This window comes from Brevibacillus sp. NPDC003359 (assembly GCF_042878995.1).
Lineage (GTDB): Bacteria > Bacillota > Bacilli > Brevibacillales > Brevibacillaceae > Brevibacillus.
This window is the reverse complement of record NZ_JBIAOR010000008.1, coordinates 13,529-34,623: the sequence shown is the minus strand read 5'-3', so window position 1 is coordinate 34,623 and position 21,095 is coordinate 13,529. Positions and strand designations below refer to the sequence as shown.

Sequence of the window (21,095 nt, the reverse complement as noted above, 5' to 3'; positions counted from 1 at the left end):
AGGTTGCCCCTCCGAAATCCAACCTCTATAATGGAGATTGTTATTGTCTTGTACCATGATGTCACATGAGGAGTGAGCCCTATGACGCAACGCAAGCCGGAGTGGCTCAAGATCAACCTTGTTTCAGGATCAGAACTAGCCAGCTTTAAAGAGCTTAAGCAAACCATGCGCACGAAGACGCTACATACCGTTTGTGAAGAAGCTAAATGCCCCAACATTCATGAATGCTGGGCAAGCGGTACAGCAACTTTCATGATTTTGGGTGATATATGTACCCGAGCCTGTCGGTTTTGTGCAGTAAAAACTGGACTGCCGACGGAGTTGGATACGGCTGAACCAGAACGCGTAGCAGAAGCAGCCGAACAAATGCGTTTGAAGCACGTCGTTGTTACTTCCGTTGCTCGTGATGATTTGGCAGATGGAGGCGCACAGATTTTTGCCGATACGATTCGTGCAATCCGTCGTCGACTGCCGTTTGCCTCGGTCGAAGTATTGATTCCCGATTTTATGGGGAACTGGGATGCCTTAAAAGTGGTCATGGACGCAAAGCCTGACGTACTGAACCACAACATTGAGGCGGTTCGCCGGATGTCAGATCGCGTACGGGCAAGAGCCAAGTACGATCGGACGCTGGAACTGTTGAAAAAGGCAAAAGAATTCCAGCCGAACATTCCGACGAAGTCCAGTCTGATGATTGGTGTAGGCGAGACGATGGAGGAAATCATCGAAACGATGGATGACCTGCGTTCTGTCGACGTCAATATCATGACGATTGGTCAGTATTTGCAACCGACCAAGAAGCATTTGAAGGTAGAAAAGTTTTATCATCCAGATGAATTCGCTCGCTTGAAGGAAGAAGGCATGAAGCGCGGCTTTAGTCACGTGGAGTCAGGACCATTAGTACGCAGCTCGTATCACGCTCACGAGCAGGCAAGCGCAGCGAAGGAAACGATAGCGAAAGAATCCATGCCGAAAGCGCAATAATAAATAACCCCCTCACCCGCCCTATAAGAGCGGGAAAGAGGGGGTTTTTCACTACATGGGGGAGAGGGCTTTAGCGACTGGTTGTACCTTTGTGAGTAGCCTTCACGTTATGGGATGTTCCGCCCATACGCTTGACGAGTGTTTCAATGCTTTTCGCGTCTTCTGTACGCGCTGTACTCACATTGCTTGAGCGACTTGCAACACGAGCGATTTCCTGAATGTCATTCGGATTATCGGTTACATACACTTTGTAATAGCGTGGTGAAACCGATTCGGCGTTCATTCTTGCCTGTTTTTTCGCTGTGTGCGCATCTGCTCCTTGTGTGTGCAGACCCACAAAAATTTCTTTATCCGTTACCAAGACGGTAGAACGCTGAACGCCAGGGCAACTGGAAGTGACATTCCCAACAGCTTTTGCCAATGCATCACGGTCTACATAGACGTTCGTGCTACTGGCGGTCTTCATGTGGTGACGGTCAGTTTGCGCATAGCCCATGCGTGGCATTCCGGTTTGCATGACTCCTGCTCCGCCGCGGTTCCAATCATGCTGTTGATAAATGGAATGATGTCTTCCAGTTGGCGTATTGTAAACACCTGCTGTACCCATCCCAGCTTTATGATCCGTAAAGGCATTGTACGGTCTCATACCGCTCGTATAGGCGTTGTAGTTGTTTACATTTGCATGTGGATACGTGCCATGCGGATATACACCATTGTTAATCCCAGCATTGTTGGTCAGTCCCATGCCATTGCGGACGTGAAGTCCATCACGTGTGCCGTCGTAACTGCGGGTGTGAATGCCGTCGAAATTAGTGGTGCTTGTACCGTTGTAATTACGAGTGTGATGATACCCGTCGATATTCGTCGAGCGCATTCCATCGTAGTTACGGACGTGCATTCCATCAAAATTTCGAACGTGCGGAGCAGACTGGTACGACATCGTCTTGTTCGGATGCGTGTAATTAGGCGCAGCATTGTTGTTACAACCAGAAGCCAAGAGCACAATACCTGCAATTGCAGGATACAACCATGTCTTTTTCAATGGTAACACCCCCTACACGATAGAATGTCCAAAGGCACATGGCAGTTATCGTGGGAAATTTAGCTCATATTGCGTGAAATATGATAAGATGGACATAGTATACATGCGTAAGGAGGAAGCGGGTTTGATTCGCACGCAAGCCGGTACTTATGAAGTCATGGAAGTAAATCGAGACGGCTGGAACCTTGAAGCGTTCAAGGAGCGCTATAGCGACATCCTCGACAAGTACGATTATATTGTAGGGGACTGGGGCTATGGTCAGCTTCGTCTTCGTGGGTTCTATACAGACGCTAATCGCAAAGTACCGTTCGAGCAGCGGATCGCCGCTTTGGATGAGTACCTGCATGAGTTCTGCAATTTTGGTTGTCCGTATTTCGTTTTGCGTAAGGTAAAAGCAAATGTCGGCAACAGTGACGACCAAAGCGGGCAAGACGAAACTGCCTTTGATGTCATCATTGATATCCGTCAGGACATCCCGCGTGAAGAGGGTGGCTCTTCGCCCTATGTCGAAAGGAAAGAACGCAGACGCTACCACCCTCGTCAAAATAAACAGGATCGCCAAAACAACGCTGCCGCTGATCGCAATGGGGCAGGGAAAAACGATCGCGGTGAGAAACCAAAGTTTCAAAAGGATCGACCAGATAAAAATGGCAGAGATTCCGGCTCACGAGAGCGCCGTCCCAATCAATTGAGACCTAATCGTGAACGCGATAAAGTCCCAACAGGACCAAATACGCCGAAGCGTGATTCCTAAAAACGAAACAGAATAAAAGAAGCATAGAAAAAGAGCCCTGAATGTCAGGGCTCTTTTCGTTTTTCGATTTATTAACCGCCCCAACCACCGGGGGACCCACCCCAACCACCAGGGGCTCCACCCCAGCCGCCACCAGGGGTTCCACCCCAGCCGCCACCAGGGGTTCCGCCCCATCCGCCGCCAGGGGTTCCGCCCCATCCAGGGGAACCAGGACAGCCTCCCCAAGTGGGCCAAAAACCAGGCCAGCATGTATTGCATCCCCACCAAGGATATGGCTGTGGGACGACAACAACTTCAGGACCTCGTCTTCTTCGGAAAAAGACTGGATGAGCCTGATCTTCTGGAATGTATTGATAATCCTGGTCTGATCGGTAATAAGGTGGCTGGTCATATTGTGCAGGGACAAATTGGTTTTGATCGTATTCGTTTGGATCATATTGAGTTTGATCGTATTGAGTTTGATCGTATTGAGTTTGATCGTAGTGAGTTTGATCGTATTGAGTCTGGTCGTATTGAGTTTGGTCGTATTGAGTTTGATCGTATTGGTTTTGTTCATATGGATAAGGTTGCATTGTGCGATTGGCACTCCTCTCGTTATCTATCTGTGCATCTGTGCAGTAGCAGTATACGAGGCATTTGCCTGTAAGGAGCATTGTCCGACAGGAAATGGGCGGGGTTACCAATATTCGATCCCTGATGTGAGGGGACGTTTTTCACAGAAAAAAGGAAGAGCTGCAATCGCTCTTCCTTTGGTGAATTAAATGGCTGCTTCCAAAAATGATTTCAGTTCTTCTGCTTCACGCTCGTTCAAGTTGAACGCAAATTCCAGATAGCCTTCTTCTTCCAGATCATCATGTCCAATAATAGCAGAGCGTCCATTTTGAATGTTGATGACAATCGCCTTCCCATAAAAACGGTTGGTCGTTGTAATCGCGAGGTCAAAACGAGTAGCTTCCCCCGTAAAGCTGACAAAGCGTGTTCGAGAATCCTCAGCTTCGTCGTACAAGTAGAACAATTCATTTGCCATATAGATATCCCTCTACTTCCATAAAAGATTTGGTTTGTGTTCGGTATTGTGTACAGCGCGGACAAAGCGAATGGTCTTGGTTTTGGCACGCATGACGATCGAATGAGTTTCCACCATATCATCACCGAGATAGCGCACGCCTTGCAACAGCTCTCCGTCCGATACGCCTGTTGCCGCAAAGATGGCGTCGTCCCCTTTGACCAGATCGTTCAGCGTCAAGAGTTGCTCTGGATTGTCGAGCCCCATTTTGATGCAGCGCTCGCGCTCGATGTCGTTTTGTGGCTTGAGCTGGGCTTGCATGTCGCCACCCAGGCACTTGATCGCTGCGGCACTGATCACGCCCTCTGGAGCACCACCGATACCCAAGAACAGGTCAATCCCTGTTTGCGGAAGACAAGCAGCAATCGCAGCACCCACATCGCCATCTCCAAAAAGCTTCACTCTTGCACCCTTTTCACGAACGGCGTCAATAATCGCCTGGTGACGATCGCGTTCCTGAATAATGACAGTCACATCTTGCACGCGTTTGTTGTTTGCTTTTGCTACAACCTCTATCATTTTATCCACGGGATCGTAAAGGTTGATTTGTCCGGCAGCACGTTTGCCGACGGCCATTTTCATCATGTACATGTCTGGTGCATGCAACAGTGTTCCACGGTCGCCAACGGCGATAACAGACATGGCATTGTTGTGACCCTTGGCGACAATCGTCGTTCCTTCTAGTGGATCAACCGCCACATCTACCTCAGGCCCACCTGCTTCCGGGTTACCGAGCTTTTCACCGATATAGAGCATGGGGGCCTCATCCAGCTCACCTTCGCCAATGACGACGGTACCCCTCATGTTGATCGTGTCAAACATGGCGCGCATGGCGCTGGTCGCTGCTCCATCTGCTTCATTCTTTTTCCCACGTCCCATCCAGTGAGAAGAGGCGAGTGCAGCCATTTCCGTTACCCGCACAATTTCCAGAGCCATTTCGCGTTCCACAGTGTGTTCCTCCCCTTATGCTTGCCGGCAAAAATTCACCCCATCATTGTAACATAAAGTGAACGATCAAAAAGTCGTCTTTTCAGCACCGAGAAAGTGGTGAGAATCTGTAGAAGGAGGAGCGGAGTGTAGGGGAGCTACATGAGCACCGGACTTCAAAGGTGAACGCCACTTTCGATGTCCAATAATCCCCCAGTACCACTGCGTGATCAAAAGACGAACGTGATTCGTGACAGGTCGTCCAAATTTGGTATACTGAGGGATGAAAAGAGGTGAAACCGGTGAGCAATTCCTATTTGCAGGAAGGGGAATTGGTGCTTCTCGTCCTGGTGCTAACATTTGTGTTTACCGTTTACTACTCAAAGCGCAAAGCAAAAAAGCGAAAGTAAGGAGAAATATATGTACGACGTGAATACAAAACGAATCGACCAAGTATTGGAACATATGTCTCGTATGCTTGAACTGTTGGACAAGCTCAGCGAACGAGGAGCCAAAGCGGTTTTGGCGGATGAAGTTGCTGTTGCAGCGATGGAGCGAGCCCTGCACTTGTCTATCGAAGGAATAGTGGATGTCGGAAACGCGCTGATCGACGGATTCATTATGCGAGATCCAGGAAGCTACAGCGACATCGTGGAAATTTTGCGGGATGAGCAAGTCATCACGAATGAGCAGGCTTTGATCCTGACACGTGTGACCGATTTCCGCAAGCATCTGGTCAACGATTATACAAGTGTGCCGGTCAATGAAATGTACAGCCTGGTAGAGGAAGCTACCGGGACCATTCGTCAGTTTGAGCCTCAGGTGAGAGCCTTCTTGAAAAAAGAACTGTTTTAAAGAGGAAGTTTAAAAAGTCGTCTTTTGATCACGAAGTAATTTCTGAAAGGTTATTCGACATCGAAAGTGGCGTTCACCTTTGAAGTCCGGTGCTCATGTAGGTCCCCTACACTCCGCTCCTCCTTCTACAGGTTCTCTCCACTTTCTTGGTGCTGAAAAGCCAACTTTTTAAACACGAATTTAAATTGTAGTAGCGGATATTTTATACAAAAGACTTTCGTTTGTTTACTAAAACGTCTTCATCCACTACAATAGGGAGAAAGGACGGTGATACGTATGACAAACGAAGGAACGTCCACTCGTGATCAAATCCTGCACATGCTCAAGGTCAAAGGTTCACTCCCTGTCAGCGACATGGCCGTCGAGCTAGGGATTACTGAAATGGCGGTACGACGTCATTTGAACACCCTGGAGAGAGATAATTTGATCAAGTCTACGCTTGTTCGCCAAGCGATGGGACGCCCAACGAATGTTTATTCATTGTCGCAGGAGGCAGATGAACTGTTTCCGCGCAATTATTCTCATTTGACATTAGATTTTTTACAAGACATAAAGGAAATCGACGGTTTGTCTAAAATTGAGATGCTCTTTAGACGCCGTGAGAATCGCTTGGAGGAGAATTATCGCTCCCACATGCAAGGCGACTTGGAAGATCGTGTAGCCAAACTAGCCGAGCTGCAAAACGATAAAGGCTACATGGTGGAATGGGAAAAGGACGAAACTGGAGACGGTTATCGGATTCAGGAGTTCAATTGCCCAATCTCGCAAGTAGCCCGTGAATTCAACCAAGCGTGTAGCTGTGAGCTCTCCTTGTTCCGTCGGGTTTTGAAAGCCAATGTCGAGCAAACCACGTGCATGGCAAAAGGCGGAGACAAATGCGTGTTTCACATCAAGGAAGCGAAATAAATGAACCATAACGAAAGTCCACTCGAATCGGGTGGATTTTTTTCTTTTGTTTACAAGATTTCCCTGATACGATTTCCTTATCATACCCATAGATAAATAGACTGCTTCGTGGAGAGTGAAATGGATGATGGTAGAGGTATTGCAACCGCTCCTGTCTTTTTTGGAGCGTGAAGTGTATCAGCTAGAGGATATACATGAAGATTCCCGAGCATTTCAGGATCCGTCCATTAAAGCGATGTTTCAACACGCTGTCTCGAATGCTGAGTCGATCAACGAAATTCTCGGTCAGCTCGCTGCGTTTCTGGATAGCGAAGCTGATACGTATAAAAAAGGGCTGTCCTGCATTATGAGCGGCACGCTGGTCGAATACGGCGGTGACCCGAGCCTGATTGTCGATTCCGTTGTCCGGCAGCTGGAGCGGCATCTTCTATTGATCGAAACGTATTTGGCGAATGAAGAGCTCTCTGTGGAAGAGCATTTTTTATCAAGACCCGATACGGTAAAAGCGCGAGTGACATCTGACTTTGTGATTTTAGCGACGATGACCATGATTTGCCGATACAAGCAAGCACGAAATCAAATGCGACAAAAGGAAGAGCTTGTCCGTTTGATCGAATCGCTCTATGAACACATCGACAACTTGGAATATGTACATGATGTTTTAAACAGTGTGGATGATCTGGAGGTTGTCGTCTTGCACCCGGAAACCTTTACGGGTGTAAGAGTGCGACTGGAAACCGTGCAAAACAATTTTCATCTGTTCACGTTGTTGCAGGATGTGATGCTACGGTCTTTCCAAGAAAAGGAACCATTTGCCTCCATGCAGCGAAACGAAGTCGCCATTAAAGCAGCATCTGGGATTGAATACCCCGAGACAAGTGGTGCTTCGGATGAGGCGTTATTCGGTTTTTTCAATGCGTATGGTCTGGACGAAAATAGCAGCCAGATGAAGCAAAATCAACTAGAGGGCTGGGTGTTTGGAGAAATGATGCCCACACATATTCCAAGAATAGATGGTAAAGCACTGATCTTGTTAGGGGAGAATATCTTTGCTAGTCGCTCGTGGGATTTATCCTTTTGCGTACCTGTTCACAGCGCGCTATCACCAAGGACCGAGCTGCTGGAAGTGTTGTCCCCCGAGCAAACAAAAACATGGCTGGACAAAATCGTGGCGATGAGAGGAAGAGACGACTAGACATAAGCAGGAAGCGGTGGAAGGCCGTTTCCTGTTTTTTTGCGATAGGAGGGACGAAGGTTTACACTAAGAGGGGAGAGCTTGTACAACCGGCTTACTACAGCAGATGGGAGATGGAACAACGTGAAACAATACAAAGGCTACTTGCTTGATCTGGATGGGACGATTTATCGGGGAAGAGAAGCGATCCCGGGAGCCGCAGCATTCATCACCCACTTAAAAACTCAACAGATTCCGTATTTGTTCCTGACCAACAATTCATCAGCCTCTGCACAAATCGTCGCAGAACGGCTGGTAGCAATGGGCATAGAAGCACAAGCTCGGGACGTGTATACCACGAGCATGGCGACCGCTACCTATTTACGAGAGCAGGCACCAGCGGGTACACGCGTCTACGTAATTGGAGAGGCAGGCTTGCATGATCAGCTGACAGATGCAGGCTATGTGATTACAGAAGAAGATCCCGCTTATGTCATTGTCGGGATTGATCGTGCTTTTACGTATGAAAAACTGGCGATCGCCGCACGTGCTATCCGTGCAGGAGCAACTTTTATCGCTACCAATGCAGATGCAGCCCTACCGACGGATGCTGGTCTGTTCCCCGGCAATGGTTCACTGGTAGCAGCCGTCTCCGTTGCTTCTGCAACGAAACCAATCGTGATTGGCAAACCGGAGTCCATCATCGTCCGTTACGCTCTGGACCAACTTGGTACTGCTGCGGCTGACACACTGATCGTCGGGGACAATTTATATACGGATATTGAGGCAGGTGCCAACAGCGGCTTGGATAGCTTACTCGTTTTGACAGGCTATTCCACACGCGAAGAAGCAGACAGGCATCATGCTATGCCTACCCATATTGCGGAAGACTTGCCTGAATGGGAACAACGAATCTCACTATGATTCCGAGCATTCTTCCTGCTGCTTCTGGCGATGGGCAATGCGGCTGGAGGCGGCGGCTGCGACCGCACCGACGAGATCGTCTAAAAAAGTATGGACACCAAAACGCTTGTCGTTGAGATCGGCGAGTTTGCCGTGCTTCAGCTTATCTACATAACCGAAGTTGGTAAAACCGATGCTCCCGTACAGGTTGACGATAGCGAGGGCGAGTACCTCGTCTATGCCGTAAAGAGGCTCGTCTGATTCAATAATCGCCTGGAGCGGGGGCAGCAGTTGGTTTTGTTCTGCGAGGATGTCGAGCTGAATCCCGGTCAGCAATGCGTTTTGGACCTCGCGTTTTTTCAAGACAGACGTCACACTCTCCAGACACATGTCCAAGGTGATGTCCGGGATGTATTTTGACTGCAGGAACATGACAATTTCAGCAATGTCATTCATACTGACTCCTCGTTTTTTCAAGAGATCAATAACGAAGTCCAGACAACTCTCGCTGTTTAGTGGATGCTCACTCATGCTTGTGGTTCCTCCTTTTTCACGTGCGTGTTCAAAAAGTCGACTTTTCAGCACCCAGAAAGTCGGCATGAATGCTTCTAGTATCTGCATCCAGATAGGCACCTATCCCGATCTGTCGACATACAATGCCAGAAGAGCAGTATGCAAGGAGGGTGAACGACTGTATGGAAGAAAAAGAGCTTCTGCAGGAGAAGTACGGTTTTGAACTCCAGGGATATCGCACGACGGGGGCAAGCAAGGTACTGGAAACGGATCGAGGCCTTTACTACATGTTCGAGGCGCCAGCCGGATATAAATACAAAAGCAAGTTTATTGAGAAAGTAAAAAAGCATTTGAGTCAACAGCAAAACATTCGCTTGTTAAAGCTAGTGAACACAACAAGTGGGCAGGCTCACATCGTCGATGATGAGCAGCTTTACTATTTATACAGAGGCGTGCGGGAGGAGGTTCCCGACAACCCCTATTATGCCAGCGGCCAGTCACTGGCACAGTTCCATCAGACCACGAGTGATTTTTCATCTGACAAGATGTTTATCCCCTACAGCTCACTTGGCAACTGGCCGAGCATGTGGCGCAAAAAGCTGCGGAATTTTAATGAATACCGGGATGAGATGGATGAGGAAAATGTAGAGCTCGCGCCAATGGATGAATATTTGTTGACCTGCTTCACGTACATTACTCAACTCGGTGAATTGTCGGTTCAATATTTGTTGGATGCTGGATACGATAAAGTCGTGAAGGAAACAGCTAGTCTCGGGAAAGTAGCCTACCAAAATTTTGATCAAGGGTATATGCTATGGAAAGAGAAGGATGTACGTCTAATGGCAGGTGAATGGAACTGGGTTCTTGATATGCGTACTCGCGATGTGGGGCAGTGGATCAAAGCTGAGACAAAGCGAAACGGCTGGAATGAAGAGGCTGTGTCCAGCTTTCTCGACGGCTACAACAGTGTCTCTGCTCTGCTGCCAGCTGAATATGCCGTGATTTATGCGCTCATGCTCTACCCAGGCAGGTTTTTGAAGCTCGTGGAGACCTATATGGAGTTGCCGGTAGAAGAACGCCAGGAAGTCAACATTCAGGCATGGCAAGCGCAGTTGGAAGACGAGCTAACAAAAATGGAAGACGGACTGCGAAAGTACCCCCTATTCATTGCACAGCGTTATGACGAATCCATTCCACAAATTGATTGGTTGTGGAGGAAAAAAGATGATCAAGCAACAAGTTTTCGTAACGAGGAAACTCAATCCTGAAGTGATCGCGATGCTTGAAAAAGTAGCCCAGGTCGAGCAATGGACAAAAAATGCGCCGATCCCGCGTGAGCTGTTGCTGGAAAAGATTGAACATGTAGATGCTGTCTTGACCATGCTGACAGAACGAGTGGACGAGGAATTTTTGGCGAGTACAAAACGACTTCGAATCGTGGCGAATATGGCAGTTGGTTACGACAATATTGATTTGGAAGCGTGCAGACGACACGAAGTTATCGTAACCAACACGCCTGATGTGCTGACAGAGTCTACTGCCGATTTGGCTTTCGCTTTATTGATGGCAACAAGCCGCCGATTGACGGAAGCCAACCGATTTTTATTACAGGGGGAATGGACATCGTGGAGTCCGACCCTGATGGCTGGACAAAACGTATATGGTTCGACCCTAGGGATTATTGGGATGGGGCGAATCGGGGAAGCTGTAGCGAGACGCGCCAAAGGATTTGGCATGCGAATCTTGTATCACAACCGGAATCGCAAACCGCAGGCTGAGCAAGAGACTGGAGCACGGTATGCTGATATGGCCGAGCTTCTGCAAGAGTCCGATTACGTCGTTCTGCTTACACCGCTGACAGAGGACACGCGCATGTTGATGGGGGAAAAACAATTTTCGCTCATGAAAGAAACCGCTGTGTTTATCAATGTATCTCGTGGTGGGACAGTAGATGAGGCCGCACTGTATCAAGCGTTGGTAAACAAAAAAATATGGGCGGCTGGTCTGGACGTTTTTGCGGTCGAGCCTGTTTCCATGGATAATCCGCTCTTGAAGTTGCCGAACGTAGTAGCATTGCCACATATCGGTAGTGCGACTGTGCAAACGAGGGCGGAGATGGCGAGTCTGGCTGCTGCTAACATCGTAGAGGTGCTAAGTGGAAGGGGACCGCTGACTGCCGTATGAACACGTTCTTTGCTTTGATTACAGGACTCCTCGTGCTTCTCTTGATTGCAGCAGTAGCCGTTTCGTTTCACGTAACCTGGCGCTTGACGCATCCTGTGCGAAAGCCGATTCACATGGAACCCCGAGATTTTGGAATCGAACAGTCGGAGCCCGTCGTTTTTTCGAGCAGGGAAGCGACGATTTCGTTGGCCGGATGGTACTTGTCGGCAGAAAAAAATGGGCGAGTCTCGAATGGACAGACGCTAGTCTTTGCCCACGGGTATAGTCAAAATAGATTGGAGCCACATCTGCCCGCGTTGTCTCTGGCAGCAAGACTTGTCCAGGCCGGCTTTGATGTATTGATGTTCGACTTTCGCAATGCCGGGGAATCCAGCGAAGCACTGACTACGATTGGTCTTCGTGAACAACAAGACCTGCTTGGGGCCATCGATTTTGCAGCAGCGAAGAAGCCGGAACACAGACTTGGCCTCGTTGGATTTTCTATGGGGGCGGCAACCTCCTTGATGGTTGGCGGAGTGGATGAACGCATCACTGCGATTGTGGCAGATTCACCGTTTTATTCCTTGCGAGAATACTTGGTTGAGAACTTGCCGCAGTGGACGGGCCTGCCCCGCTTTCCATTCAACTGGCTCATCCTTACCTTGTGTCCTGTTTTACTAGGAGCCAACCCGCGAGACGTCAATCCGTATCAGGCAGTGAAGCAAGCGAACAAACCGATTCTTTTTATACACGGGACAGGCGATACGACGATCCCAATGGTAAATAGCGAACGACTATTTGAGCTGACCCAGGACATAGATTCCGAGTTTTGGATCGTACCGCGGGCAGGTCACGTTCGTAGCTATGCGTTAGTTCCTGACGAATACGGGAAGCGTGTCATTGCCTTTTTGGAAAAAGGAAGGGAGAAGGGGAAATGAAAAAAGCAGCTACGCGGTTGCTGTAGCTGCTTTCATGTCGATGTGACTGGATTAGAATACTTGTTGAACTTCCTTGATGCCTGGGATTTCTTCCACCAGTGCACGCTCGATTCCTGCTTTCAGGGTGATGGTAGAGGAAGGGCAGCTACCGCAAGCACCCATCAGGCGCAGCTTCACGATGCCATCTTCTACATCAACGAGTTGTACGTCTCCGCCGTCACGTTGCAGGTAAGGGCGCAGTTTATCGAGAACTTCTTGTACTTGATCCATGATATCCATGTTACATTCACTCCTTTCAAACCTCTCCTTTATTATAATCATACCATGGTGAGAAATCCATGGCTTACATGCCCTGTTGACACTTTAAAGTTCCGCTGACGCGCCGAAGTTTAGTAGCGTAGACTTTTTGTAATCTTTGCATGGTATAATGAAAAAGAAAGAAGCAAGTACTTCAATTATAAGGAGTCAGATCTTCGTGAACGTATTTCGCAATGTGAAGGAACTGATTGGTAATACGCCGATCGTCGAAATTACTCAATTTGAGCTCCCTGAGGGTGTCCGCTTGTTCGCCAAGTTGGAATATTTTAACCCAGGAGGCAGCGTAAAAGACAGACTGGGCATGGAGCTGATTCGTGCCGCGGAAGAGAACGGCCAATTGGCCCCAGGTGGTACCATTATTGAACCGACAGCAGGAAATACAGGCATTGGTGTAGCGCTGGCCGCTGTAGGAACCGGTTATAAAGTTATTTTCTGCGTACCAGCGAAGTTTTCCGAGGAAAAGCAAGAGCTGATGCGTGCCCTCGGAGCAGAAGTCGTCAATACACCGACAGAACTGGGGATTAAGGGTGCAATCGCGAAGGCAAAAGAACTCGCAGAATCGATTCCAGGTGCTTTTGTACCACAGCAATTTGCTAACCCGGCGAATCCAGACGCACACTACAAAACAACAGGTCCGGAAATTTGGAGTCAAATGGAGGGCCAAGTAGACGTATTTGTGGCAGGTGCGGGCTCTGGCGGTACTTTCATGGGTGCTGCTCGCTACTTGAAAGAACAAAAGCCAAACGTGAAAACGGTAATTGTTGAGCCAGAAGGTTCCATCTTGAATGGGGGAGAATCCGGCCCGCACAAGACAGAAGGAATCGGCATGGAGTTTTTGCCTCCGTTCATGGATACGAGCTACTTCAACGCTATTCACACGATTCTCGATGTGGAAGCATTCGATCTGGTCAAGCAGTTGGCTGCCAAGGAAGGCTTGCTCGTAGGCAGCTCCTCAGGTGCAGCGATGGCAGCGGCACTACGCGAAGCAAGAGAAGCGGCTCCAGGGACAAACATCGTTACACTGTTTGCTGACGGCAGCGAACGTTATCTAAGCAAGAAAATTTACCAGGGGGGAATTTAAGATGCGTATCAAAACTCGTCTGATCCACGGCGGAATCGATGGAGATCCACATACAGGAGCCGTATCCGTTCCGATTTACCAGGTAAGCACATATAAACAGGAAGCCATTGGTGTTCACAAGGGCTTCGAATACTCCCGTACCGGGAACCCGACCCGTCACGCATTGGAAACATACATCGCTGAAATCGAAGGCGGCGCGCGCGGTTTTGCATTTGGTTCCGGTATGGCGGCACTCTCCACCATTCTCGCGTTGTTCAACAAAGGTGATCATCTCGTGGTAGGTGACGATGTATACGGCGGTACATACCGCGTTATTACTCGTGTATTCTCCCGTATGGGTCTGGAAGCAACCTATGTAGATACGAGTGATCTGGCAGCAGTAGAGGCGGCAATTCGCCCGGAAACCAAAGCAATCATTATGGAAACACCGACAAACCCGCTGTTGAAAGTAAGCGACATCAGCGCGTTGGCAGGCATTGCGAAAGCAAAAGGCGTGCTGCTTGTAGTTGACAACACGTTCATGACCCCATACTGGCAAAATCCGCTGGACCTCGGCGCTGACATCGTGTTCCACAGTGCAACGAAATATTTGGGCGGACACAGCGACGTGGTAGCAGGTCTGGTCGTAGCAAAAGATGCGCAAGTGGGCGAAGACCTCCATTTTGTGCAAAATGCAATTGGCGGTGTGCTTGGACCACAAGATTCTTGGCTCTTGCTTCGCGGTATGAAGACGCTGGGAATTCGTATGGAAGAGCATGAGCACAACGCACGCACGATAGCAAAATGGCTGTCTGAGCGCAGCGACATCAAACGCGTGATCTATCCTGGTTTGTCCAGCCATTCCGGTCATGAGCTGATTCAAAAGCAAGCGCGTGGCTTCGGTGGCATGATTTCCTTCGACGTAGGCAGCGCAGAGCGTGCTGACGAAGTGTTGGCAAAGGTAAAATACTACACGCTGGCGGAATCACTGGGTGCAGTGGAGAGCTTGATCAGCGTACCTGCACGTATGACGCATGCCTCCATCCCGGCAGAGCGCCGTGCTGAGCTGGGTATTACGGATGGATTGGTGCGCATCTCTGTTGGTATTGAAGATGTTCAGGACTTGATCGAGGACCTAGAACAAGCATTGTCCTAAGCTAGCTGACCCTGGGGAGGGCGGATATAGTGACTGTCGATATCAAGGTTTTTGGAACAGAGCAATTGTGCGCAAGCTGCGTCAATTTGCCATCTGCAAAGGAAACAGCCGAGTGGCTGGAGGCGGCACTCTCTCGCAAGTATGGGAGTGACAGCTTCCGCATCGTTTATAGCGACTTTCAACAGCCGCAGACAGACGATGACAAAAGCTGGGCGAATCGCATTATCGAGGAAGATTTATGGTATCCGCTTGTCGTAATTTCCGGGGAAATTGTCGGTGAGGGAAATCCGAAGTTAAAAGATATCTATGGAAAGCTGGAGAGCATGGGCGTACAGCCGATTGCTTCTTTGGCAGAATAAGATCGCTCAAGAAACGACCAGATGATCTATAACTGGTCGTTTTTCTTTTTAGAGTAACAGTCTGAGCGCAACTTCGAAGGCCAAGAAGCGTTTAACTAGCATCAAAAGAAAAAAGGGTGATTTTTCTATGATTGGAAAAAATATGGTGTTTAGCGTTCTAGCATGCTCCCTTTGTTTATCCACCATACTTGTTACCCCATCTGCTACAAATATTGCAGAAGCAAACACAGCGAGCTATCGAATTACATATAAACTTCCGCCCAATCCGGAAAAATACTTGTTTTTGAATGTACAGATGGTCTCTATTACTAATCCGCATCCATTGCCTTTGCAACTGCGCCCTTATTCATCCGATGATTATATAATCGACATGGAAACGGAAGATTCGTATCACAAAATGAATTTCACTTATCGCTTGAATTTCTTATCCTCGAAAAAAGGATTTCTCTGGAATCTGTATCATTTTATCGGTAATCTACCCCCAGCATATCCGGCTGACATGAATCTGGATGAGCTAGACCAAGGCATTAAGAATACGGACGCCTATTCAAAAGAGGGGAGAGCTCTACGAGAAACCAGAGCCCAAATCAATATGAATGCCCGCCTGCAGCCTCTTGTTCAAGCCGGTTACGTCATGCCAAATGAGATCGACGATGGGATCGCAACGAAGGAGTTCGTCGCGACCGTTCTGTATCGGATGTTCGGAACCGTTCGACCTTACCACGGAGGAATTGATCTGAAGGATTCGGAGAATGTTGCTGTGCGCTGGGCAGTTGAAGTAGGCTTGCCGGGTTATGTAGTAGATAGCGAAGGCTATCTTTATCCTGATTCACCGCTTAGCATGGAATCCGGTCCGATAAAATACGCGCAGGAGCATGCGTATGATCGTCTACAGCATTTTATGAAACTCATCCTTCCCGGGAAAAAGACCGAATCAGGTTGGGAGTACTATCAGGTGAAATTAGCACCAGGCATGGTGCCGACACAACCGCGCGATCTCATTTCAGTCAATGGAAAGCCCTATAATGATGATCTTGTTTACTCTATTACAGAGACCCATGAATACCAAAATGCTAGTAGAAAAATCGGACAGTACTTTATTCCGAAGTTTCCCCAAATGCTCAATCAAGCACGTAAGGATGCCCTAAAGCCTCGGGCATGGGACTGGAGCCGCGATCTAATCCACCATCCTAATTTTTCCAAGGAAATTGCCGCTTATCGTAAAAACAAAAGCAGCAAAAATCTGAATGCTGTCTACCAAGCTGTAAGAAAGTACTACAACCTGAGTATCCGTCAAGACTCGGCTGCCATTATCAAAAGCGTGCTGGATAACGTCAAGTAATTGGGCTATTCCTCGATTGAGGGTTTGTTAACCTTTTTGTCTTTGAATCGTAAATCTTTTGTAACGAAAAAAAAGAGGCTGCGTCCTATAGTAGGAAATGTAACCCATTACAACCAGTGGAGGCCATAACGATGAATAAAAAATGGATGAAGCCTGTTACATATTTGCTGCTTGCAGGAGTTGTAGGAGTAGCTGGATTTTCTGCACTGAATACACAGGTAGCGCACGCAGACTCTGAAAAAGGAAAGCTGTTCTCTGCCGCAGCTGAATTGAAGCTCGCGAAAAACACCTATGTGATCGATCAAAAAACGGCTGACGTCAATGGTGATAAGAAGGATGACGTCGTATACCTGATTGGCGAAAAAGAAAAAGCGGATGACATCTATTCCTCCAATATGAACATCGTAGTGAAAGACGGGAAATCCGGCGCATATAGCCAAACAGACATCAAAGAACTGGGAGGCTATGAAGGTGAACTGACTCTCGTAGACTTCACGGGTGATCATGTTGCCGATGCGTTTGTGAAAACAGCGACTGGCGGAAGCGGCGGTGTTTACAGCCACGTAATCGCTACCTTTGAAAACAACAAGCCAACCGTGATTTTTGGTGAAAAGGAAAACGAAGGAATCCGTTACGAGGGGAAATTCGTGGATGGCTTTAAAGTAGAGGGCAAAGGCTCCCACCTAGATAAGCCGCTGACGCTTGACGTGAGTGCCAACCAGGATGTATACGTAGCTGCCAAGCTGTATGACAAAGCAGGCAAAGTGCAGCCGACAGAAGATGCTGTTACTGTATTTTCCTACCCATTCGGTTCTTTGACTCCAGTCGATATGGATGCAAACGGTACATTTGAACTGGTAGGGGAGCAAAGACTCGTAGGAATGAACAACACAGATACCGTTTCCCGCATCAACTCTGTATGGGGCTACCAAGGTGAAGGCAAATGGAATCCATGGGAAGTAGAGTATTCGACTTTCTTGAAAAAACACCCGGGTGAAGCGATCAACACGATGATTGGTAAGTAATCGTTTTTGAGATTGATACGCAGCCTCCTTTTCATGACGGAAATGAAAAAGGAGGCTGTTTTTCGTTGCCAGCGAATGGTTCTACCAACCGACTTTTCCTCATATGGATTTTGGGTACAGGGGTAACCAAAGGAGGAAGCGCGGATGGATCGACCGATTACTCGCTACTACGAGTTGAAGGAAATTCAAAAGCAAGTAGAGGAAGAGTTGAACGAGCTGCGGAGTAAACTGATTGAAGCTTACAGCAAAGCAGGCAGTGCAGAGGAAGGCGAATACAAGCTGCTGATCTCCTATCAGGAGCGGCGAGAATACGACGATGAGCGCCTTTTCAACGCCTTGCCAGATCCTTCGCTTTGGCGCCTCATGTCGAAGGCGGATACCGGGAAAATTTCGAGTTTGCTCAAGCTGAATGTCATCCACGAGAAGGTACTGACAGACACCTTTGAACCAAAAAAAGTACCTGTTTTACGCGTTCAGAAGCGATAAACCAGCAGAATGAGGGAACCGTCAGGATTAGTCTTGACGGTTTTTTGCGTTCAAAGAATTATCTTGTATAATGGGAGGATATTCCTGATTCCTTATTTCACCTTGTTTTCTCTATCATTTGAGAGGAGGAGCGTGCAGATGAAAGTCTTATTTTGCAGCCAGCCATTTCAAGAAAACAAAGTCGATGAAACCTACGAAAATGAGTATACGTGTGCAAAACAACTCGGCCTCGACATTCATCTGATCAGCTTGGAACAACTGATATATCATGACAACCCGTTAGCGGCTGTGAAACACATACAACCCGCTCCTGAAAAAGTAACGGCTATCTACAGGGGATGGATGCTAAAACCGTTCCTGTACCAAAAATTGTACGACGTCCTGCTAGCCAAAAATATAGAGTTAATCAATACACCGGAAAAATACGTGCATTGCCATTACCTGCCCGAATCTTATGAAGTCATCAAAGATTTCACACCGCTGTCGGTCTGGTTGCACAAAGCAGAGATAGATGAGTCGTTTGAGAGCGTGCATCAGATCGTAAATAGATTTGGTCAGGCTCCGATCATGATCAAAGATTATGTGAAATCTCGAAAGCATGATTGGAATGAAGCTTGTTATATTCCCGATGCTTCCGATAAAGATAAGGTACAGCAGGTGACCAGCCGATTTTTGGAGTTGCAGCAAGATGAGTTGAATGAGGGAATCGTTTTTCGAGAATTTGTGAAGCTTCAATTTTTGACCCATCACTCGCAGAGCAACATGCCATTATCCCAGGAATATCGCGTCTTCTTTTTGGATGGCGAACCTATGTACATGGCAAATTACTGGGAGGAAGGACAATACGACGATACGCCGCTAGACCTCCATCCATTTTTAAAAGTAGCGAAAAAAATCAAGAGTCGCTTTTTTACCATGGACATCGCCAAGCTGGAAAATGGCTCGTGGACCATCCTCGAGCTAGGAGATGCACAGGTGTCTGCTCTGCCTGAACAGGCTGATAGATTTGAATTTTTCACAAAGTTAAAAAGAAATCTTCCTTAGAGAGAGGTATCCCTCATGAAAATAGGTTTGGCTCAGACGAGGTTTCCCCAATCAGCGGCGGAGGGACTCGCGATCGTCAAGCAACAGATCATTAACGCTGCGCAAAACAATTGCGATCTGATTTGCTTTCCTGAATCGGTGATTCCAGGGCTGCGCGGAGTAGGCTATGAAGTGGAAGCATACGATCACAAGGTACAACGGAGAGTTTTGGAAGAGATTCGTGCGCTGGCGAAGGAACGCCAGATCGCCGTCATTTTACCGATGGAATGGAAGGATGAGCGCGGCTATCATCTAGTCGCCTTTGTTGTGGGGAAACAGGGAGAAGATCTTGGGCTACAAATCAAAAATCAGATCGATCCAGATGAGGATCAGTTTGACTATGTCCCGGGTGAAGGGCGCCAATTGTTTACGATAGAGGACGTGGCGTTTGGCATTGTCATCTGCCATGAGGGATGGAGATATCCAGAGACGGTACGTTGGGCGGCACGCCGGGGAGCGAGCATCGTTTTCCATCCAATGTTTACAGGGGAAGTCAACAATCCCGATTTTTACAATGGGGCAATGGTTTGCCGAAGCTTGGAAAACAACATCTACTTCGCCAGTGTGAACTACGCGATTCCGAATCAACAGGTGACGACGGCTTTGATTTCGCCTACGGGGGAACGACTGTGTGTCGCAGCTTCAGGGAGCGAGGAGCTGCTTGTGTACGAGATTGATCCTGCGAGAGCCACGCGATTATTAGCCCAGCGCTTCCAACCTGAATTGGTTGAATAGGAAGGAAAAGAGAGGAGTCGACCGCTTCGATTCCGTGCTTATACAAAAAGAAAACCTGTTAGACCATCCGGCCAACAGGCTTGTGCACTATCCCATATGCTTTTTGTACATCCATAGCTGACCGCTCTTGATGACACGAGCCATCTGACCGACCAGAGACATTTTCCCCATGCTGGCAAAGCCTTCTTTTTTGCCAAGGGAGCCGAGGAAGCCTTTGTGCTTGAGAGCAGGCAATGAAGCTGGATACTCCTCGCCTTTGATGTCTTTTTTCAACATCAGGGCAACTTGTTCGCCTTGAATTTCAGCGGTTTGTGCGCTCGGCGCGATGATCGTGCTTGCACAGTCACCCACTACATAAACGTTCGTATGGGATGGAATTTGATGATACTGGTTTAGTTTGGCGCGTCCGATGTTGTCTGTTTCGATAGGCAGAGAGCGCACGATTTGGTTCGCTTGAATACCTGCTGTCCATACGATAACATCACTTTCAACAGGCTGGTTGTGGTTGTACACGATCCCTTGCTCGATGCTAGTGACATTCGCCATGGAAACAAGCTGTACTTCGTGCTCAATGAACCATTGCGATGCATATTCCTGAAGCTTTTTCGGGAATGGGCTCAAAATGCTTTGACCGCGGTCGACGATGCGTACATTCAGGTCGGGACGGCTTTCGCGTAGCTCAGCAGCCATTTCCACTCCGGAAAGACCACCGCCCACGACGGTAACCGTACCGTATGGGTTCACATTATTGATTGCCATGTATGTGTTGCGGGTAGCTCCCATGGATTGAATCGAACACGTAAATTGTTCAGCACCAGGGATATCATGGTAACGATCCTCACAGCCCAATCCGATTACAAGCCAATCGTAGGAGAGGGTGTCCCCGTTAGCAAAATTGACGACCTGCTCGTCCAATTCCAAGCCAGTAATTTCACCGTATTTGACGGTCAGGCGTGGATCGTTTGGAAAATTAACACGCAGGTGAGATTCCGGTGTAGTACCTGCCGCCAGAGCATAATACTCTGTTTTCAAGCCATGAAACGGCATACGGTCTACTAGGGTTATAAACACGTCATCTGGTAAATCAGGGGACAGGACTCGCTCAATAATACGAAGACCCCCGTATCCTCCTCCAAGGATCACAAGTCGTTTCATAGAAGGTCTAGTCCTTTCTTCTGTCCGTTTTTTACAGCACCCACTCTATTTTTAGTCTCTTTCACTAAAAATGCAAGCAGAATCTTTTTCCCGTTTTCTCCGCTGGATTTTTATCAAAGTCGCGGTACAATAAAGTACGTGATGATGTCGA

Annotated in this window: 25 protein-coding genes; 18 read left to right on the top strand and 7 right to left on the bottom strand. The window is 48.1% G+C overall.

All coding sequences use genetic code 11. The features are described from left to right. The first annotated feature begins 81 nt into the window (after positions 1-81). Complete coding sequence (gene lipA / locus ACFYU8_RS18990; protein ID WP_106837028.1) at positions 82-984, top strand: lipoyl synthase; 903 nt, start codon at positions 82-84, stop codon at positions 982-984. 70 nt (positions 985-1,054) lie between these two features. Here the strand turns inward: lipA and ACFYU8_RS18985 are convergent, their stop codons facing one another. Continuing rightward, entirely contained in the window at positions 1,055-2,035 is a 981-nt protein-coding gene (locus ACFYU8_RS18985) for a YhcN/YlaJ family sporulation lipoprotein (RefSeq protein WP_390302108.1), read from the bottom strand. Between the two features lie 79 nt (positions 2,036-2,114). On the opposite strand from ACFYU8_RS18985, the gene ACFYU8_RS18980 reads away from it, so the two are divergent. Continuing rightward, positions 2,115-2,780: a YutD family protein gene (locus ACFYU8_RS18980; RefSeq protein ID WP_390302105.1), complete on the top strand. Its 666-nt coding sequence runs from the start codon at positions 2,115-2,117 to the stop codon at positions 2,778-2,780. A 71-nt stretch (positions 2,781-2,851) separates the two neighbouring features. Here ACFYU8_RS18980 and ACFYU8_RS18975 read toward each other — a convergent pair whose 3' ends face one another. From ACFYU8_RS18975 to glpX, 3 genes are all read right to left on the bottom strand, one after another. After that, entirely contained in the window at positions 2,852-3,352 is a 501-nt protein-coding gene (locus ACFYU8_RS18975) for a hypothetical protein (protein ID WP_390302102.1), read from the bottom strand. A gap of 185 nt (positions 3,353-3,537) precedes the next feature. Further along, positions 3,538-3,807 (bottom strand): DUF3055 domain-containing protein, encoded by a 270-nt coding sequence (locus tag ACFYU8_RS18970; protein ID WP_390302100.1) that lies wholly within the window; start codon positions 3,805-3,807, stop codon positions 3,538-3,540. A 12-nt stretch (positions 3,808-3,819) separates the two neighbouring features. Then, positions 3,820-4,794, bottom strand: a complete 975-nt coding sequence (glpX, locus tag ACFYU8_RS18965; RefSeq protein ID WP_390302098.1) for a class II fructose-bisphosphatase — start codon at positions 4,792-4,794, stop codon at positions 3,820-3,822. A 281-nt stretch (positions 4,795-5,075) separates the two neighbouring features. Here glpX and ACFYU8_RS18960 point away from each other — a divergent pair, with 281 nt between their 5' ends. The 5 genes from ACFYU8_RS18960 to ACFYU8_RS18940 all read left to right on the top strand — a co-directional run bounded on the left by ACFYU8_RS18960 (position 5,076) and on the right by ACFYU8_RS18940 (position 8,632). Then, complete coding sequence (locus ACFYU8_RS18960; protein ID WP_106653583.1) at positions 5,076-5,183, top strand: amino acid ABC transporter permease; 108 nt, start codon at positions 5,076-5,078, stop codon at positions 5,181-5,183. 10 nt (positions 5,184-5,193) lie between these two features. Further along, positions 5,194-5,628 carry a DUF86 domain-containing protein gene (locus ACFYU8_RS18955; protein WP_390302095.1) on the top strand — a complete coding sequence of 145 codons (435 nt, stop codon included), beginning with the start codon at positions 5,194-5,196 and terminating at the stop codon, positions 5,626-5,628. A gap of 276 nt (positions 5,629-5,904) precedes the next feature. Next, the gene (locus ACFYU8_RS18950; protein ID WP_390302566.1) at positions 5,905-6,534 is read left to right on the top strand and encodes a helix-turn-helix transcriptional regulator; all 630 of its coding nucleotides are present in this window, start codon (positions 5,905-5,907) and stop codon (positions 6,532-6,534) included. Between the two features lie 124 nt (positions 6,535-6,658). Next, positions 6,659-7,729 (top strand): hypothetical protein, encoded by a 1,071-nt coding sequence (locus ACFYU8_RS18945; RefSeq protein WP_390302092.1) that lies wholly within the window; start codon positions 6,659-6,661, stop codon positions 7,727-7,729. 123 nt (positions 7,730-7,852) lie between these two features. Then, positions 7,853-8,632 (top strand): TIGR01457 family HAD-type hydrolase, encoded by a 780-nt coding sequence (locus ACFYU8_RS18940; protein ID WP_390302089.1) that lies wholly within the window; start codon positions 7,853-7,855, stop codon positions 8,630-8,632. On the opposite strand, the gene ACFYU8_RS18935 is transcribed toward ACFYU8_RS18940, so the two are convergent. Continuing rightward, positions 8,627-9,142, bottom strand: coding sequence for a phosphatidylglycerophosphatase A family protein (locus tag ACFYU8_RS18935; protein WP_390302086.1), 516 nt, complete (start codon positions 9,140-9,142; stop codon positions 8,627-8,629). The two genes, ACFYU8_RS18940 and ACFYU8_RS18935, sit on opposite strands and share 6 nt — an antisense overlap. 164 nt (positions 9,143-9,306) lie before the next feature. On the opposite strand from ACFYU8_RS18935, the gene ACFYU8_RS18930 reads away from it, so the two are divergent. Genes ACFYU8_RS18930 through ACFYU8_RS18920 form a run of 3 tightly spaced genes read left to right on the top strand, consistent with a single transcriptional unit; the run spans position 9,307 to position 12,225 of the window. Then, positions 9,307-10,392, top strand: coding sequence for a hypothetical protein (locus ACFYU8_RS18930; protein ID WP_390302083.1), 1,086 nt, complete (start codon positions 9,307-9,309; stop codon positions 10,390-10,392). Then, a complete protein-coding gene (locus ACFYU8_RS18925; RefSeq protein WP_390302081.1) occupies positions 10,349-11,308 on the top strand; it encodes a 2-hydroxyacid dehydrogenase in 960 nt (319 codons plus the stop codon). The genes ACFYU8_RS18930 and ACFYU8_RS18925 overlap by 44 nt, the downstream gene beginning before the upstream one ends. After that, entirely contained in the window at positions 11,305-12,225 is a 921-nt protein-coding gene (locus tag ACFYU8_RS18920; protein WP_390302078.1) for an alpha/beta hydrolase, read from the top strand. The genes ACFYU8_RS18925 and ACFYU8_RS18920 overlap by 4 nt, the downstream gene beginning before the upstream one ends. A gap of 51 nt (positions 12,226-12,276) precedes the next feature. Here ACFYU8_RS18920 and ACFYU8_RS18915 read toward each other — a convergent pair whose 3' ends face one another. Beyond that, positions 12,277-12,504 carry a NifU family protein gene (locus ACFYU8_RS18915; RefSeq protein WP_007715787.1) on the bottom strand — a complete coding sequence of 76 codons (228 nt, stop codon included), beginning with the start codon at positions 12,502-12,504 and terminating at the stop codon, positions 12,277-12,279. Between the two features lie 196 nt (positions 12,505-12,700). Between ACFYU8_RS18915 and cysK the strand changes: the two genes are divergently transcribed. The 8 genes from cysK to ACFYU8_RS18875 all read left to right on the top strand — a co-directional run bounded on the left by cysK (position 12,701) and on the right by ACFYU8_RS18875 (position 19,789). Further along, entirely contained in the window at positions 12,701-13,624 is a 924-nt protein-coding gene (cysK, locus tag ACFYU8_RS18910) for a cysteine synthase A (protein ID WP_390302075.1), read from the top strand. A gap of 1 nt (position 13,625) precedes the next feature. Next, complete coding sequence (locus tag ACFYU8_RS18905) at positions 13,626-14,759, top strand: bifunctional cystathionine gamma-lyase/homocysteine desulfhydrase (RefSeq protein ID WP_390302072.1); 1,134 nt, start codon at positions 13,626-13,628, stop codon at positions 14,757-14,759. 29 nt (positions 14,760-14,788) lie between these two features. Next, a complete protein-coding gene (locus tag ACFYU8_RS18900) occupies positions 14,789-15,118 on the top strand; it encodes a YuzD family protein (protein ID WP_390302069.1) in 330 nt (109 codons plus the stop codon). Between the two features lie 127 nt (positions 15,119-15,245). Next, the gene (locus ACFYU8_RS18895; RefSeq protein ID WP_390302066.1) at positions 15,246-16,460 is read left to right on the top strand and encodes a hypothetical protein; all 1,215 of its coding nucleotides are present in this window, start codon (positions 15,246-15,248) and stop codon (positions 16,458-16,460) included. 131 nt (positions 16,461-16,591) lie between these two features. Further along, on the top strand, positions 16,592-17,485 hold the full coding sequence (locus ACFYU8_RS18890) for a hypothetical protein (RefSeq protein ID WP_390302062.1): 894 nt from the start codon (positions 16,592-16,594) through the stop codon (positions 17,483-17,485). A 144-nt stretch (positions 17,486-17,629) separates the two neighbouring features. Then, positions 17,630-17,971 carry a hypothetical protein gene (locus tag ACFYU8_RS18885; RefSeq protein ID WP_390302058.1) on the top strand — a complete coding sequence of 114 codons (342 nt, stop codon included), beginning with the start codon at positions 17,630-17,632 and terminating at the stop codon, positions 17,969-17,971. A gap of 138 nt (positions 17,972-18,109) precedes the next feature. After that, complete coding sequence (locus ACFYU8_RS18880) at positions 18,110-19,015, top strand: ATP-grasp domain-containing protein (RefSeq protein ID WP_390302055.1); 906 nt, start codon at positions 18,110-18,112, stop codon at positions 19,013-19,015. A gap of 15 nt (positions 19,016-19,030) precedes the next feature. Then, a complete protein-coding gene (locus ACFYU8_RS18875) occupies positions 19,031-19,789 on the top strand; it encodes a carbon-nitrogen hydrolase family protein (protein WP_390302052.1) in 759 nt (252 codons plus the stop codon). Positions 19,790-19,876: 87 nt separating this feature from the next. Here ACFYU8_RS18875 and ACFYU8_RS18870 read toward each other — a convergent pair whose 3' ends face one another. Beyond that, positions 19,877-20,944 carry an NAD(P)/FAD-dependent oxidoreductase gene (locus ACFYU8_RS18870; protein WP_390302049.1) on the bottom strand — a complete coding sequence of 356 codons (1,068 nt, stop codon included), beginning with the start codon at positions 20,942-20,944 and terminating at the stop codon, positions 19,877-19,879. Positions 20,945-21,095 lie beyond the last annotated feature (151 nt).